This is a genomic window from Kribbella sp. CA-294648 (genome assembly GCF_050943845.1).
Lineage (GTDB): Bacteria > Actinomycetota > Actinomycetes > Propionibacteriales > Kribbellaceae > Kribbella.
On record NZ_CP191981.1, the window covers coordinates 6,214,332 to 6,229,964 of the forward strand.

Sequence of the window (15,633 nt, forward strand, 5' to 3'; positions counted from 1 at the left end):
ACTTGTCCTGTGTCCAAGGAGGACTCCACCGTGACCCGACGTCTGCGCATCGACGACTTGACCGAGTTCGCAGTACCGGAGCAGCCGGCGCTGTCGCCGGACGGCACCACGGTCGCCTACGTACTGCGGACCACCGATGTGAAGGGCGACCGCACCCTGCGAAACCTGTGGCGGGTGCCCGCGTCCGGTGGCGAGCCACAGCAGCTCACCCGGGGTGATGCCGACAGCACACCTGTCTGGTCGCCTGATGGGACCCAGCTAGCGTTCCTGCGCGCCAAGGACGGCCCAGCTCAGCTCTGGTTGCTTCCAGCCGGCGGTGGCGAGCCTGAGCAGCTCACTACCCTGCCGCTCGGCGCAGGGATGCCGCAGTGGAGTCCTGACGGCACTCGGATCGCCTTCAGCGCAGCGGTCGACACGGCTGCTCAGGACGGCGAGGACGAGGCTGCGGGCGAGGCACGGAGCCACGCACCGATCGTCAGCGAGCGGCTGGACTACCAGGCCGACGGAGCCGGCTGGCTTCGCACTATCCGCAAGCACGTGCACCTACTCGACGTCGAGTCGAAGAAGTGCAGGCAGGCCACCGAAGGCGACTGGCACGCGGGTGACCCCGCCTGGTCACCTGATGGCACCAAGCTGGCGTTCGGAGCCGCTACTGCACCGGACGCAGACCTGAGCCCGACAGCACCGGCGTACGTGCTCGATGTGACGGATGAGAAGGCCAAACCGCAGCAGGTCGGTCTGGCCGAGGGACTGGCCGGTCCGATGGTCTGGACGGCTGACGGCGAGTCCCTGCTGATCGTCGGCAACCTCAGTGGACCGGTGGGACATGCGGGTCTCCTGCGACTCACGCTGTCCACCGGCGAGGTGGAGAACCTGGCAGCACCGCTCGACCGCAACGTGATGCCCGGCGGACCGGCGTACCCGGGTGCCCTTCCCGCCTTGATCGAGGACGGCCGCACGGTCCTCTTCTGCATCCGCGACCGCGGCTGCACCCACCTGTACTCCGTTCCGCTGGCCGGTGGTACACCTCAGCGGGTGCTGGGCGAGCCGGGTCAGAACGTCGCCGGCCTAACGGTCGCGGGCGGTGTCGCGACCGTCGCGCTGACCACCCCGACGTCGTACGGCGAGGTCGTCGCGCTGGACCTGGCGACTGGCGAGTCGACGACTTTGACGAAGTACGGCGAGAAGTTCGCTGACGTGGAGCACTTCCTCCGGGAGGAGTGCGAGTTCACGATCTCCGACGGGACTGTCGTGTCGGGCTGGCTGATCCGCGACCCTGCGGCCAGTGGGGCGCAGCCGCTGCTGCTGGACATCCACGGCGGTCCGCACAACGCCTGGAACGGTGCCGCCGACGAGGTGCATCTCTACCACCAGGAGCTCGCGGCGCGCGGCTGGACCGTGCTGCTGGTGAACCCGCGTGCCAGCGACGGCTATGGCGAGGAGTTCTTCAATGGCGCGCTCGGCAACTGGGGTACGGCGGACGCGAAGGACTTCCTCGAACCGCTCGACGAATTGGTTGCCGAGGGCATCGCTGATTCGCAGCGTCTCGCCGTCGCGGGATACAGCTACGGCGGCTACATGACCTGCTACCTGACCAGCCGGGACAATCGGTTCGCGGCAGCGGTCACGGGTGGTGTGGTCAGCGACCTGACCAGCATGTCCGGCACCTCCGACATGGGCCACTTCCTCCGCGCCTACGAGCTCAGCAACGCCGACGACGTCACTGCCATGTCGCCACTGAGCCAGATCGGCCAGGTGCGGACGCCGACTCTGATCCTGCAGGGTGATGCCGATGTGCGCTGCCCGGTCGGTCAGGCCCAGCAGTGGCATACCGCGCTGCGCGAGCAAGGCGTGCCGACCCAACTGGTCCTCTACCCGGAGGCCAGTCACCTGTTCATCGTCGAGGGCAGGCCGTCGCACCGCCTCGACTTCAACCGCCGCATCCTCGACTGGGTCGAGCAGTACGCCGGTGACGCGGGCGGCCCGCGTCGCGCCCGCATCGACGCCGCGCACTGGCAGCGCAGGCTCAGCACGCTCGCGGCCAAGCACGGCGTACCGGGGGCCACGCTTGGCATCCTGCGGGTACGGCCTGCGGCGGACGACGAGTTGGTGGAGGCTGCGACCGGCGTACTGAACAAGGACACCGGGGTCGAGACGACGACCGATTCGCTGTTCCAGATCGGGTCGATGTCGAAGGTCTGGACGGCGACGCTGGCCATGCAGCTGGTCGACGAGAGCCTGCTCGACCTGGACGCGCCGATCATCCAGGTGTTGCCGGAACTGCAACTCGGCGATCCTGACGTCGCCAAGCAGGTGACGATGCGGCAGTTGCTCACGCATACCAGCGGGATCGACGGCGACGTGTTCACCGACACCGGGCGTGGTGACGACTGTCTGGAGAAGTATGTCGAGGGCTTGGCCGAGGTGGGGCAGAATCATCCGCTCGGCGCCACCTGGTCGTACTGCAACTCCGGCTTCTCGCTGGCCGGCCGGGTGATCGAGAAGCTCACCGGCAAGACCTGGGACCAGGCACTTCGCGAGCGGATCATCGGGCCGCTCGGACTCGAGCACACCGTCACGCTCCCCGAGGAGGCACTCCTCCATCGGGCCGCGGTCGGGCATGTCGGCGAGGGTGATGAAGAGCCGTCGCGCGCGCCGGTCTGGGGTCTGCCCCGCTCGCTCGGGCCGGCCGGGTTGATCACGTCGACCGCTGCTGATGCGTTGGCCTTCGCTCGTTTGCATCTGAAGGGCGGGGTGGCGCCGGATGGCACCCAGGTGCTTCGCGAGGAGACCGTGGCGTTGATGGCTGAGCAGCACGCGGAGCTGCCGGACAAGTACTCGCTGGGCGACTCGTGGGGCCTGGGCTGGATCAGGTTCGGCTGGAACGGTCACCGGCTGATCGGCCATGACGGAAACACGATCGGCCAGGCCGCCTTCCTGCGCGTCCTCCCCGACCAGGGACTGGCTGTGACGCTGCTGACCAACGGCGGCAATGCGCGTGATCTCTACGAAGACCTGTACCGCGAGATCTTCGGCGAGCTGGCGGACGTCGAGATGCCCGCACCGCTGACCGCGCCGGATGAACCGCCCACTATTGAGTTGCACCGGCACGTCGGTCGGTACGAGCGCGCCAGCACACTGCAGGAGGTGCTCGTCGAGGACGGCCAGCTGGTACTGCGGATGACGCTCACCGGGCCGCTGGCCGAGTTGATGCCGGAGCCGACGCACTCATTTCCGATGATCCCGGTCGACGAGAGTGGCGACCTTTTCGTCGTACGGCAGCCGGGGTCGCTGACCTGGTCCCCGGTGACGTTCTACTCGCTGCCCACGGGTGAGAAGTACGTGCACTTCGGGGTTCGAGCCACGCCGAAGGTGGGCTGATGAGCGAACTGGTGGAGTCCATGCGGGCCGCTTTACCGCGGATGCTGGCTGACTTGGAGACGTTGGTGACGTGCGAGTCGCCGTCGGCTGACCTTGCGGCTGTCGCCGGCAGCGCGGACGTGGTGGCCCGGCTCGGGACTGAGTTGCTGGGCAGCGCACCGGAGTACGTGGTCGTCGATGGGCGTACGCATCTGCGCTGGCGGCTCGGCGACGGACCTCGGCGGGTACTGGTGCTTGGGCATCACGACACGGTGTGGCCTGTTGGTTCGCTGGTCACGCATCCGTTTGCGGTCGAGGACGGCGTACTGCGGGGGCCTGGTTGCTTCGACATGAAGACCGGTCTGGTGATGGCCTTTCACGCGATCGCGGCCTTGCCTTCTGCGGCGGGGGTGACGTTGCTGGTGACCGGTGATGAGGAGTTGGGGTCGCCGTCGTCCCGTGCGCTGATCGAGGCGGAGGCGGCTGGGTGCTCGGCCGCGCTGGTGTTGGAGGCGTCGGCTGACGGGGCTTTGAAGCTCGAGCGCAAGGGTGTTTCCGGCTACGAGATCCGGATCACCGGTCGCGCCTCGCATGCTGGGCTCGAGCCGGAGCTCGGTGTGAACGCCAGCATCGAGGCAGCCCATCAGGTGCTCGCGGTGAGCCAGCTCGGTGATGCCGCACTCGGGACGACTGTGACGCCGACTGTTCTGACATCCGGTACTACGCGGAACACCGTGCCCGCTGCTGCTGGCTTCTGTGTCGACGTCCGGGCGCGAAGTATTGCCGAGCAGGAGCGCGTGGATGCGGCTTTGCACGCCTTGACGCCCGTGCTCGCCGGGTCCTCGTTGGAAGTGATCGGTGCGCCGAACCGACCGCCGCTCGAGCGGAAGATGTCGGAAGATCTCTACCACCGAGCCGCCGCGCTCGCCGTCGAACTCGGGCTTGAACCACTGCGCGAGATCTCGGTCGGCGGCGGCTCCGACGGCAACTTCACCGCCGGCATCGGTACTCCGACCCTCGACGGCTTGGGTGCCGTCGGCGGCGGCGCTCACGCTGACGACGAGCATGTGGTGGTTGCCGAGATCGCACCCCGGACTGCGCTCCTGACGGCACTGATCGCCGATCTGTTGGACAGACCATGAGCAGTCCAGAGACCACCGGGCTGATCGACGTGAGCACCTCGGTCGACGACGCGATCGGCGACGGCCTGGCCGCCGCGGCCTCCGCCGGAGTACGGGTTCGGGGGCTGCACGAACTGGCTGACCTCGATGCGGTCTATCGGTTGTACGACTCCATCTGGCGGCCGGATCCGATGAATCCGCCGATCACGACGGAACTGCTGCGGGCGTTGACGAAGGCGGGCAACTACGTCAGCGGAGCGTTTGACGGTGACGAGCTGATCGGGGCTTGTGTCGGGTTCTTCTCGGCGCCTACTGAGCGGGCGATGCACAGTCATGTGGCCGGCGTGTCCGGGGTTGCTCGGGGGCGGAGCGTGGGGTTCGCGCTGAAGCTGCATCAGCGGGCGTGGGCGTTGCAGCGTGGGGTGGAGTCCATCTCGTGGACCTTTGATCCGTTGATCCGGCGGAACGCGTACTTCAACGTGACCAAGCTGGCGGCGCGGCCGACGGAGTACCTGACGAACTTCTACGGGTTCATGCAGGACGGAATCAACGGCGGCGACGACAGCGACCGCCTGCTGGTCCGCTGGCAACTCGACGCGCCGGAGGTCGGCGCAGCCGCCGCCCGCCGCCCGGCTGTCACTACCGTGGATCGGTTGCCGGGGGCAACTGTCGCCTTGGGCTTCGCAGACGACGGCGGGCCTTCGACTTCCACTGCCTGGGGTGCCGGCGACGGGACAGTGCTGGTCGGCGTACCGGCTGATGTGGAGAAGTTGCGGCAGACCGATCCGGGGGTGGCGAAGTCTTGGCGGGCGGCGCTGCGTGAGGTGCTCGGTGGGTTGCTGGCCGACGGCGCCCGGGTGACCGGGTTCGACCGAGCTGGGTGGTACGTGCTCGAACAACCTGGGCCCGAAGAATCCGGGCTCGATCAAACTGCGCTCGAACGATCTGTGCTTGAACGATCTGTGCTTGACGATGCTGAGAAGGGGCTGGCGTGATGAAGCTGACCGGAGTTGAGTTGCGGCGGATCTCGTTGCCGTTGGTGTCGCCGTTTCGGACCTCGTTCGGAACCGAGACGACCCGGGACGCGCTGCTGGTGCGCGCGGTCAGCACCGAGGCGGAAGGCTGGGGCGAGTGCGTCGCGATGTCCGGGCCGCTGTACTCGTCGGAGTACGTGGACGCGGCGATCGACGTCCTGCGGCGGTTCTTCGTGCCCGCGCTGGGCGCGGTCGAGCGGCTCTCCGCTGTCGAGGTGGCGCCGGCGCTGGCCAAGTTCCACGGGCATCGGATGGCGAAGGCGGCGTTGGAGACCGCAGTACTGGATGCCGAGTTGCGGGCCGAAGGACGACCGCTGGCGCGCGAGCTCGGGGCTGTGCACGACCGCGTGCCGTGTGGGGTTTCGGTCGGCATCATGGACTCGATCGGCGAACTTCTGGATGCGGTCGAGGGCTATCTCGACGAGGGCTATCTGCGGATCAAGCTGAAGATCCAGCCGGGCTGGGACGTGGCGCCGGTGGCCGCGGTCCGCGAACGCTTCGGCGATGTGCTGCTCCAGGTCGACGCCAACACGGCGTACTCGGTGTCGGACGCGAGGCACCTCGCGCGACTCGACCCCTTCAACCTGTTGCTGATCGAGCAGCCGCTGGACGAGGAGGACATCCTCGGCCACGCGGAACTCGCTCGCCACCTGAAGACCCCTGTCTGCCTGGACGAGTCGATCACCTCAGCCCGCGCAGCCGCGGCGGCCATCACCCTGGGCGCGTGCTCCATCGTGAACGTCAAGCCCGGCCGAGTCGGCGGCTACCTGGAATCCCGCCGTATCCACGACGTCTGCGTCGCGCACGGCATCCCCGTCTGGTGCGGCGGCATGCTGGAAACCGGCCTAGGCCGAGCCGCCAACGTCGCCCTGGCAGCCCTGCCCGGCTTCACCCTCCCCGGCGACACCTCCGCCTCCAGCCGCTACTACACGACGGACATCACCGCTCCGTTCACGCTGGACGACGGCCATCTCCCGGTCCCGACCGCGCCCGGGATCGGCATCGACCCGCTCCCCGCAGTACTGGACGCTGTCACCACCTCGACCGAATGGCTGCCTTTGTAACCGGCCCGATCCAGCAGTCTCCCCGGACTGACTTGTGGTGACCGACCAATTGGAGGGGAGGATCTGTTCGGCTGGACGAACTACGCTGGTGGTCTGGCTTCTAGTTTCGGAGAGGTGCTGCCTTCCGTGACCAACCGACCCCGCGCGAGCCTCGGTCGTGTGCTCGACGATCTCGGTGCCACCCTGCTCGAACTCGTGCACGGTGATCCCGACCAGCGGGCCGAGATCGGTGGGGTCGTCATTCACGATCCTCTCGACGAGCCGGTCCTGCCGCGGCACAGTCTCGTCCTCGGCGTCGGACTCCAGGAGCCGTCGCTGATCGCGTGGACCCTGCGCGATCTCGGCCGCCAGCAAGCGGCCGGCCTGGTCGTCCGCTCCCCCATCGCCGCGCACGATTCGATCACCACCGCGGTGGCCGAGTCAGGCGTCGCCTTGCTCGGTCTGACCCGGGGCGCGTCGTGGGACCAGCTCGCCGTCCTCCTGCGTTCGCTCCTCGCCGAAGGGGATGTCGGAGTCGCCGAGCCGGAAACGTTGGGCGGTATGCCGTCCGGCGATCTGTTCGCTCTCGCCAACGCGGCCGCCGCGTTGCTCGACGCGCCGGTCACGATCGAGGACCGCAGTTCCCGGGTGCTCGCTTTCTCCGGCCGACAGGACGAAGCCGATCCGGCCCGCGTCGAAACCGTCCTCGGTCGCCAGGTGCCGCAGCGCTACTCCCGGATGCTGTCCGAGCGCGGCATCTTTCGCGAGCTGTACCGAACCGACCGGCCGGTCTACATCCCACCCTTGCCGATCGTCGAAGACGAACTGACGTTGCCGCGGGTCGCGGTTGCCGTCCGCGCCGGCGACGAGATCCTCGGTTCGATCTGGGCCGCCGTCCGCGCCCCGCTCACCGAGGAACGCTCCCAGGCTTTCTCCGACGCAGCCAAGCTCGTCGCACTCCACATGCTCCGCATCCGCGCCGGCGCCGACGTCGAACGCCGCCTCCGCGCCGACCTGGTCAGTACTGCGCTCGAAGGCGGCGCCGGTGCGCGCGATGCGCTCGACCGTCTCGGGCTGGCCGACCAGCCGGTCGTAGTACTGGCTCTGGCTGTGCCGGTGTCCGATGAGTCGCTGGTCGGGGAAGCCGGGCTCGCGACCGAGCGGCAGCGGCTCGCCGATGCCTTCGCGATGCATCTGGGTGCTGTCCATCCACGATCGGCGTCCGCATTGGTGGGCGACATCGCGTACGGCCTGATGCCCGTCCGGGCCGATCGCGCCGATGGTGAAGAACGCGCGGTCCGCATCGCCAAGGACTTCCTCGACCGGATCGGCGAACGCGTCACGGCCACCATCGGCGTCGGACCCGTAGTACGGGAGACCTCCCGGCTTCCCCACGCCCGCGCCGGCGCCGACCGCGCCCTGCGAGTACTGCGAACCGGCAACGGCTCCCAACGCGTTGCCCGCCTGGCCGACGTCCACGTCGAAACCCTGCTCCTCGAACTGCGCGACCTGATCGAAGCCCGCGGCGACCAGCCGACCGGCCCCATCGCCCGCCTGGTCGCCTACGACCGCGACCACAACACCAACCTGGTCGAAACCCTCCGAGCCTGGCTGGACGCCTTCGGCGACGTCATCGCCGCGGCCGCCGCCGTCTACGTCCACCCCAACACCTTCCGCTACCGCCTCCGCCGCCTAGCCGAAGTAGGAGCCCTAGACCTAACCGACCCCAACACCCGCTTCGCCGCCATGCTCCAACTCCGAGTAATCCACCCACCCCACCGCACCCCCACCAAAAACCCACCCGGGTGATGCAGATACGGGTGGAGCAAGCGCGGCGTGAAGCAAGCGGTGTGACGCACGCGGCGTGAAGCAAGCGGTGACGCACGCGGTGTGAAGCAAGCGGTGTGAAGCACGCGCGGGTGTGAAATAGGTGCGGCAGGCACAGCCCCGGCGCGGACCGCACGTGCGGCAGGCAGGGCACGCACCGCACGCCACAGCCCGGCAGGGCACGCACCGCACGCCACAGCCCGGCGGGGCACGCACGGCACGGCATGGGCCCCAGCACCTGGCCCACACTCACCCAACGTGAACCTCGTGGCGACCGACCGCCGTTCGCCTGGTTCGTGGTGTCCCGACGGACAGGATGTACCGCCCTCAACCTGCCAGTGGGCCCGGCTCTTGAGCGTGAGCGCCAGCAGAACCCGCGAGCATCTCCTGTCGCTCGGCACCCCCACACGCCCGGAACTTCGTACGCCGCTGCAGCTAGCACTTGGGTGGAGCGCGACACCCTTCGAAATGGCAGGGGAAAGGGCCGACCCGGCCCGCTCGGGGGGATGAGCGGGCCGGGCCGGGGTGAGGTCGGGGGGGTGACCTCGGGATGAGGTCCGGGGGTGACCTCGGGTTGGGTGGTTAGGACTTGCGGTTGGTTACCTCTTCGGTGGTGGCTGGGAGGACCTTGTGGAGGTCGCCTACTACGCCGAAGTCGACGAGCTCGAAGATGGGGGCTTCTTCGTCCTTGTTGATGGCGACGATGGTCTTCGAGGTTTGCATGCCGGCTCGGTGCTGGATGGCGCCGGAGATGCCTGCTGCGATGTAGAGCTGCGGCGACACCGTCTTGCCGGTCTGGCCGACCTGGTAGGCGTGCGGGTACCAACCCGAGTCGACCGCGGCGCGGGATGCGCCGACGGCTGCGCCGAGGGAGTCGGCGAAGGCTTCGATCGGGCCGAAGTCGCCGCCGGTGCCGCGACCGCCGGAGACGATGATCGCGGCTTCGGTGAGCTCGGGCCGGCCGGTCGCCTCGCGGGGCTTCGACTCGGTGATGCGGGCCGTCTTGGCGGCGTCGGAGATCGTCACGTCGAACTCCTCCACCTCCGGTGAGGTCTCGGCCGCTTCCGGGGTCGCCGCGTTCGGCTTGACCGTGATGATCGGCGTGCCGTGGGTGACCTTGGCCTGGACCGAGTAGTTGCCGGCGAACACCGACTGGGTGGTGACCGGACCGCCGTCGCCCGCCTGGACGTCGACGGCGTCGGTGATCAGGCCAGACTCGAGCTTGACGGCCAGCCGGGCGGCGATCTCCTTGCCCTCGGCGCTGGACGAGATCAGGATGGCGCTCGGCTCGACCTTGGCCGCGACCTGGTGCAGTGCCTCGGCCTTCGGGGCCACCAGGTACTGCGTGAGGTCGGCGTCGGTCAGCGCGATCACCTTGGTCGCGCCGTACTGGCCAAGGGCCGGCAGTGCGTCCTGGACGCCTTCGCCGATGTAGACGGCGACCGGCTCGCCGAGCCGGCGGGCGATGGTGAGGAGTTCCGCGGTCGTCTTGCGGACCTTGCCACCGGTGTGGTCAACGAGAACGAGAACGTTCGACATGAACTGGTCGCCCCTCAGAGGAACTTGTTGGTGGACAGGAACTCGACGAGCTGGGCAGCACCGCTGCCGTCCTCGTCCGTGACGATCGTGCCGGCGGTGCGCGGCGGCCGCGCGGTCACCTCGATCACCTCGGTCCACGCCGAAGCGGCGCCGACCTGGTCGGGCGAGATCTCCAGGTCGGCCAGCGACCAGGTCTCGACCGGCTTCTTCTTCGCGGCCATGATGCCCTTGAACGACGGGTACCGCGGCTCACCGGACTGGTCGCTGACGCTCAGCACCAGCGGGAGCTTGCCCTCGACGGTATCGCTGGCGGTGTCGCCGTCGCGGCGGATCCGCACGGTGTCGCCCTCGACGGTGACCGACGAGCCCAGCGTGACGCCCGGCAGGCCGAGCCGCTCCGACACCATCGCCGGGACGACGCCCATCGAGCCGTCGGTGGAGGCCATCCCGAACACGATCAGGTCGGCATCGAGCTTGCTCAGCGCCTTGGCCAGGATCAGCGAGGTGGCGGTCGCGTCGGAACCGTGGATGCCTTCGTCGTTCACGTGGACACCGGCGTCGGCGCCCATCTGGAGACCCTTCTTGATGGCGTCGGCCGCCTGGTCCGGGCCGACCGTGAGGATGGTCACCTCACCGTCGCCGGCTTCCTTGACGGTCAGCGCGGTCTCGACGGCGTACTCGTCCAGTTCGGACAGCAGCCCGTCGACACCGGCGCGGTCCACCGTGTTGTCCTCGGAGCGGAAGCGGCGGTCCGCCGTGGCATCCGGCACGAACTTCGCGCAGACGACGATCTTCATAGCGTGTGGGACCCCTTCTGGTTAACGGTCTCTCCCAGCCTGCCACGGATGTTACTCGCGAGAAACATAAGACGCGTGCGAGTCCCATCACAGTCCGGGTGGGCAGAACGCAACGTACCCACCGGACACTAGTCTGACCGGGTGACCGAGACGTTACCGCTCACCGGTGAGAGAACAGCCCCCGGGATCTGGCACGAGAACTACTGGTTCGCGCGCCACGAGGCCGCCTATCGCTGGATCACGGCGAATTGGCTCAGCTCCGAGACCGGCCGCGTCCTCGACGCCGGCTGCGGCGAGGGGTACGGCGCGGACCTGCTCCGCCAGGCCGGGGCTCGGCAGGTTTTCGGTCTCGACTATGAAAGTACGACGCTTCGGCACGTCGCCAAGGCTTATCCACAGACCAATCTGGTCCAGGGCAATCTCGTCCAGACCGGGTTCGCGGACGCGGCGTTCGGGCTGCTGGTCTCGTTGCAGACGATCGAGCATCTGTGGGAGCAGCCGCGGTTCATCGCCGAGTGCGCGCGGATCGCCGAGCCGGGCGCAGTTGTGGTGCTCAGCACGCCCAACCGGCTGACCTTTCCGAGCGGCAACTGGTACCACACGAAGGAACTGACGGCGTCCGAGTTCACCGAGCTGGTCGAAGTCGATCTCGAGATCGTTGAAACGCTCGGGCTCTGGCATGGGGAGAAGCTGACCGCGTGGGAGCAGCAGCACGGCTCCTGTGTGGACGCGCAACTGGCGACGGATCACAGCCAATGGCCGGCTGAGCTGGTCCAGTTGGTGACGGAGACCAGCCACGAGGACTTCGTGATCCGGGCGGGCGACCTGGACGACAGCCTCGACCTGGTCGTCGTCGCCCGCACCCGGCGCACGTAGTACCGGAGACGTGGCGCCGGCCACCGCTTACGCAGTACGGGAGAGGTCGCGCCGGCCGCGAATCACGGAGTACTCGGGCCGGCTTGCGACGTCGTACGGGTCAGGGGCGGATGAAGCGTTCGGCGATTTTGCCGATGACCAGGTAGACGAGGGCTGCGATGCCCCAGTTGACCAGCAGGGTGTTCTTCGCCGTCTCCAGGCGGAACAGGTCCTTGAACGGGCCGACCAGATCATGGCCGCGCTCCAGCACCCACTTGACGATCTCGTTGCTCTGGTTGGCCTGATCCAGGGCAGTGAAAAGGGCGCCCAGGGCAAGCACCGCGGCGGCGATCACGGCGACCAGCCAGACCAGCGAGGCCACCAGGTTCCGGAAGCGCTTCACGCCCGAACCCACCGCGGACAAGGCGGCCTTGCCCTTGTCGCTCGATGACGAGGTGACGGTCTTCTTCGCCACGGCCGGCTTCGGCTTGGAGGCGTTGGCGCTCGAAACGGCCGGCGAGCTGGGCGAGGCCGGCTGGCGGGTGACGGGCTTCGTCACGGCCGTGTCCTGCGGCGCCTCGGCCGCGGCCTTCTCGCGGGCACGCTGCTCGGCGACGATCTCCGCCGCCGTCTTCGGTTTCGCGGACCTGGTCGCGGTCGTGGTCGCGGTTGTGGTCGCACCGGGGCTGCTGGAGGACGCCTCGGCCGCGGGAGTCTCCTCAGCCGCCACGTCCGATGTCACCGCCTGCTCGGCAGCGGCGGTCTTCGCCGCCTTGTCGGGTTGAGTACCCACGTCGTCCATCTCCTCAGCCGGGATCGGTTCCTCGTCCGTCGCCAGTGCCGGCACCGGCGGTTTCCTGCGTCGGTTGCCCGGGACCGGGCGCGGCGACAGTTTGCGCCGCACCCTCCAGATCGGTGCCGACGGCACTCCGTCCACTGTCTCCAACGTAGCCAGCTCCGCACCATCAGTCACATCCACGGCCACGATCGGGACCGGATCGACCGCTCGATGGCGCGCCTCGGTGAGCGAACTGTCGGTCGCCGCTTGGCCCAGCGCCGACGGCTCGGTGGCCGGCAGGACGGACCGTACGGCGTCCGCGCCGGTCTGATCAGCCACGCTGCGTCTCCTCTTCGACGACTCCGGGGACATAGTGCCCGACTGGTGAGTAACTTGAGAACCCCTTGGTGGGATCTCCGTCGTTCTCAGTTCCCTGTACTCCGCCGCGCGGGCTGGCGTCGGCGTCAGTTGTTGCTGGATCTGCGGGGGTTGAGGTCCGCTGCGCCGCAGTGCTTGGAGGTGCCGCGGATGTGTTCGAAGGCTCCGCAGTGCGCGGTGGGTCCGTGGTGGGCGGGTGACCCTCGTCGCTGAGCGGCTCTGAGTTTCCGTGTGTGGTGGCGGTTTGCTTGATCGCGGCGGGGTCCGCCGCGGTAGTTGCTCGCCGCTGCGCCGCAGGAGTTTCCCGGAAGGCAGCCTTGGATGAGCTGCCAGTGCCTGACCGATCCGTTTGCTCCCGGCCTCCTGCAGTGCCTGGCGGGGGTGGTTCGTCCGCGGGGGTGGGGAGGTGGCCGGATTGGAGGGTGGTGGTGGTTTGGGCGTTGGTTTCGGCTAGGTCGGCCAGGTAGGCGCGGCGGGCGGCGCCTGCCTGGTAGCGGGTTTTGCGGTCGGCTACTACGCGGGCGGGGATGCCGGCGGCGATCGAGTACGCCGGGATGTTGCCTCGGGCAACGCTGTTGGCGCCGATCACGGTGCCGCGGCCGATGTCGGTGCCGCGGGTGACGGTGACTTTGGTGGCCAGCCAGCAGTCAGGGCCGATGCGGACCGGGGACTTCACCAGGCCCTGGTCCTTGATCGGCAGGTCGAGGTCTTCGGTCTGGTGGTCGAAGTCGCAGATGTACGTGGTGTCCGCGATGAGTGTCGACGCGCCGATCTCGATGTCCAGGTAGCAGTTCACCGTCACGTCCCGGGCGAACACCACCTTGTCGCCGATCCGCAATGTGCCCTCGTGCGCGCGCAGCCGCGTCTCGTCGCCGAGGTGCACCCACTTGCCCAGGATCAGCCGGCCATGCCCGGGCCGCGCGACGATCTCCAGCTTCTTGCCGAGGAAGACGAATCCCTCGGTGATCACCTGCGGATGCCGCAGCTTGAACCAGGCGAACCGCCAGTACCGCTTCAGGTAGTACGGCGTCCACGCCCGGTGGCGCACCACCCAGCGCAGATTCGCCGCCGTCAGCAACCGCATCCGTCCAGTATGTACACCCTTACGGAGCGACGCCGGTGATCGACACGTTGTAGTAGAGCTCGTCGGGCACGACCGACGAGAGCACCTTGTCGACCTTGGACAGCTGCAGCCAGGACTTGTAGGCGAACATCCGCCAGCCGAACCCGAGCTTCTCCTCCGGTACCGCGGCCTCGAAGGTCCGGATCGGCCAGCCGACCCAAGCCGCCAGCAACTCTTCGGTGACAGTCCGTACGTCGACAGCGCCGGCGCGCAACGCCATCCGGGCCAGCGTGTCCGGGTCGAAGGTGTGCAGGTCGACCACAGCCTCCAGCGCAGCGGCCCGCGACGACTCGTCGAGCTCGGACTGCGGCCTGCGCCAGTGCGACAACGCGGGCAGCTTGGTCACGTTCGTGGTCGCCCACCAGGTCAGCCGGGACAGCCGTCGCGCCACGAAGTCGCCGTACCGGGTGGGCTCGCCGCAGATGACGAAACGGCCGCCCGGCTTGAGCACGCGCAGCATTTCGCGGAACGCCAGCTCGACGTCCGGGATGTGGTGGATCACCGCATGCCCGATCACCAGGTCGAACGTGTCGTCGTCGTACGGCAGTTTCTCGGCGTCGGCGACCTTGCCCTCGATCGCGAAACCGAGCGTGTCCGCGTTCCGCTTGGCCGCCTCGACCATGCCCGGCGACAGGTCGGTGACGTGCGCCTCGGCCAGGACGCCGGCCAGCTTCAGGTTCAGCGTGAAGAAACCGGTCCCGGCGCCGATCTCGAGCGACTTGCCGTACGGCCAGCCCTCGGAGCCGGCCACGTCGACGAACCGGTCCCGGGCGTACTCGACACAGCGTTCGTCGTACGAGATCGACCACTTCTCGTCATAGGTCGAGGCTTCCCAGTCGTGGTAGAGCACCTGGGCGAGCTTGTTGTCGTTCCACGCCGCCTCGACCTCTTCAGCGGTGGCAGCGGGCTTGGCGGTGTCAGGGTTCGATGCAGACGTGGTCATTCAGATTCCCTTGAACTCGGCCTTGCCCGGGCCGTTCTCGACAAACGACTTCATACCGATGGAGCGGTCCTCGGTGGCGAAGAGCGCGGCGAACTGCTGCCGCTCGATCTCCAGCCCAGTGTGCAGATCCACCCCGAGCCCGGCATCGATCGACTCCTTGGCCGCCCGCAACGCCAGCGCGGCGCCCCGCGAGAACTGCGAGGCCCAGGCGACGGCCGCCTCATAAACTTCAGCGGCCGGTACGACCTTGTCGACGAGCCCGATCTGCAACGACTCCGCCGCGTCGACGAACCGGCCGGTGTAGATCAGGTCCTTGGCCTTGGACGGGCCGACCAGCCGGGACAGCCGCTGGGTGCCGCCCGCGCCGGGGATGATGCCGAGCAGGATCTCCGGCTGGCCGAGCTTGGCGTCGTCGGCCGCGATCCGGTAGTCGGCGCACAGCGCGAGCTCGCAGCCGCCACCGAGCGCGTAGCCGGTGATCGCCGCGACGGTCGGCTTCGGGATGGCGGCGACCGCGGACAGCGACGCCTGCAGCGGACCGGAGCGGCGGACCATGTCGGCGTACGACATGTCCGCCATCTCCTTGATGTCCGCGCCGGCCGCGAAGACCCGCTCGCCGCCGTAGATCACCACGGCGCGGACGTCGTCGTTCGCGGTGGCCTCCAGCGCGGCCGCCTTGATCTCGTCCTGGACCTGGACGTTGAGCGCGTTCATCTTCGGCCGGTCCAGCCGGATCGTGCCGACTCCGTCGGCCACCGTCAGGTTGACGAACTCGCCCATCACCAGCTCCTCGTGTCGTGTACTACCCGCGGGTCACATCCCCGGCACGGTACCG

The 15,633-nt window shown here is 68.3% G+C and carries 12 protein-coding genes; 6 read left to right on the forward strand and 6 right to left on the reverse strand.

Translation table 11 applies throughout. The annotated features are described in order from the left end of the window. The first annotated feature begins 30 nt into the window (after window positions 1-30). From ACQPYM_RS29360 to ACQPYM_RS29380, 5 genes are all read left to right on the forward strand, one after another. Window positions 31-3,381: a serine hydrolase gene (locus tag ACQPYM_RS29360; RefSeq protein ID WP_433006841.1), complete on the forward strand. Its 3,351-nt coding sequence runs from the start codon at window positions 31-33 to the stop codon at window positions 3,379-3,381. Further along, the gene (locus ACQPYM_RS29365; protein WP_433006844.1) at window positions 3,381-4,502 is read left to right on the forward strand and encodes a M20 family metallopeptidase; all 1,122 of its coding nucleotides are present in this window, start codon (window positions 3,381-3,383) and stop codon (window positions 4,500-4,502) included. The genes ACQPYM_RS29360 and ACQPYM_RS29365 overlap by 1 nt, the downstream gene beginning before the upstream one ends. Then, window positions 4,499-5,476 (forward strand): GNAT family N-acetyltransferase, encoded by a 978-nt coding sequence (locus tag ACQPYM_RS29370; protein WP_433006847.1) that lies wholly within the window; start codon window positions 4,499-4,501, stop codon window positions 5,474-5,476. Before ACQPYM_RS29365 ends, ACQPYM_RS29370 begins: the two co-directional genes overlap by 4 nt. Continuing rightward, a complete protein-coding gene (gene menC / locus ACQPYM_RS29375) occupies window positions 5,476-6,579 on the forward strand; it encodes an o-succinylbenzoate synthase (RefSeq protein ID WP_433023415.1) in 1,104 nt (367 codons plus the stop codon). The genes ACQPYM_RS29370 and menC overlap by 1 nt, the downstream gene beginning before the upstream one ends. Before the next feature lie 126 nt (window positions 6,580-6,705). Then, a complete protein-coding gene (locus tag ACQPYM_RS29380; RefSeq protein WP_433006850.1) occupies window positions 6,706-8,367 on the forward strand; it encodes a PucR family transcriptional regulator in 1,662 nt (553 codons plus the stop codon). A gap of 600 nt (window positions 8,368-8,967) precedes the next feature. On the opposite strand, the gene ACQPYM_RS29385 is transcribed toward ACQPYM_RS29380, so the two are convergent. Both ACQPYM_RS29385 and ACQPYM_RS29390 read right to left on the reverse strand, forming a co-directional pair. Further along, window positions 8,968-9,924 carry an electron transfer flavoprotein subunit alpha/FixB family protein gene (locus ACQPYM_RS29385; RefSeq protein WP_433006853.1) on the reverse strand — a complete coding sequence of 319 codons (957 nt, stop codon included), beginning with the start codon at window positions 9,922-9,924 and terminating at the stop codon, window positions 8,968-8,970. A gap of 14 nt (window positions 9,925-9,938) precedes the next feature. After that, window positions 9,939-10,721, reverse strand: coding sequence for an electron transfer flavoprotein subunit beta/FixA family protein (locus ACQPYM_RS29390; protein ID WP_433006856.1), 783 nt, complete (start codon window positions 10,719-10,721; stop codon window positions 9,939-9,941). A gap of 141 nt (window positions 10,722-10,862) precedes the next feature. Here ACQPYM_RS29390 and ACQPYM_RS29395 point away from each other — a divergent pair, with 141 nt between their 5' ends. Next, window positions 10,863-11,597, forward strand: a complete 735-nt coding sequence (locus ACQPYM_RS29395) for a class I SAM-dependent methyltransferase (RefSeq protein WP_433006859.1) — start codon at window positions 10,863-10,865, stop codon at window positions 11,595-11,597. Window positions 11,598-11,697: 100 nt separating this feature from the next. On the opposite strand, the gene ACQPYM_RS29400 is transcribed toward ACQPYM_RS29395, so the two are convergent. The 4 genes from ACQPYM_RS29400 to ACQPYM_RS29415 are packed head-to-tail and all read right to left on the reverse strand — an operon-like array spanning window position 11,698 to window position 15,578. Beyond that, window positions 11,698-12,693 (reverse strand): hypothetical protein, encoded by a 996-nt coding sequence (locus tag ACQPYM_RS29400; RefSeq protein WP_433006862.1) that lies wholly within the window; start codon window positions 12,691-12,693, stop codon window positions 11,698-11,700. Next, window positions 12,686-13,816 carry a hypothetical protein gene (locus ACQPYM_RS29405; protein ID WP_433006865.1) on the reverse strand — a complete coding sequence of 377 codons (1,131 nt, stop codon included), beginning with the start codon at window positions 13,814-13,816 and terminating at the stop codon, window positions 12,686-12,688. Before ACQPYM_RS29405 ends, ACQPYM_RS29400 begins: the two co-directional genes overlap by 8 nt. A 19-nt stretch (window positions 13,817-13,835) precedes the next feature. Continuing rightward, the gene (locus ACQPYM_RS29410) at window positions 13,836-14,798 is read right to left on the reverse strand and encodes a methyltransferase domain-containing protein (protein WP_433006868.1); all 963 of its coding nucleotides are present in this window, start codon (window positions 14,796-14,798) and stop codon (window positions 13,836-13,838) included. Beyond that, entirely contained in the window at window positions 14,799-15,578 is a 780-nt protein-coding gene (locus ACQPYM_RS29415) for an enoyl-CoA hydratase/isomerase family protein (RefSeq protein WP_433006871.1), read from the reverse strand. It abuts the gene before it with no gap. Between the last annotated feature and the right edge of the window lie 55 nt (window positions 15,579-15,633).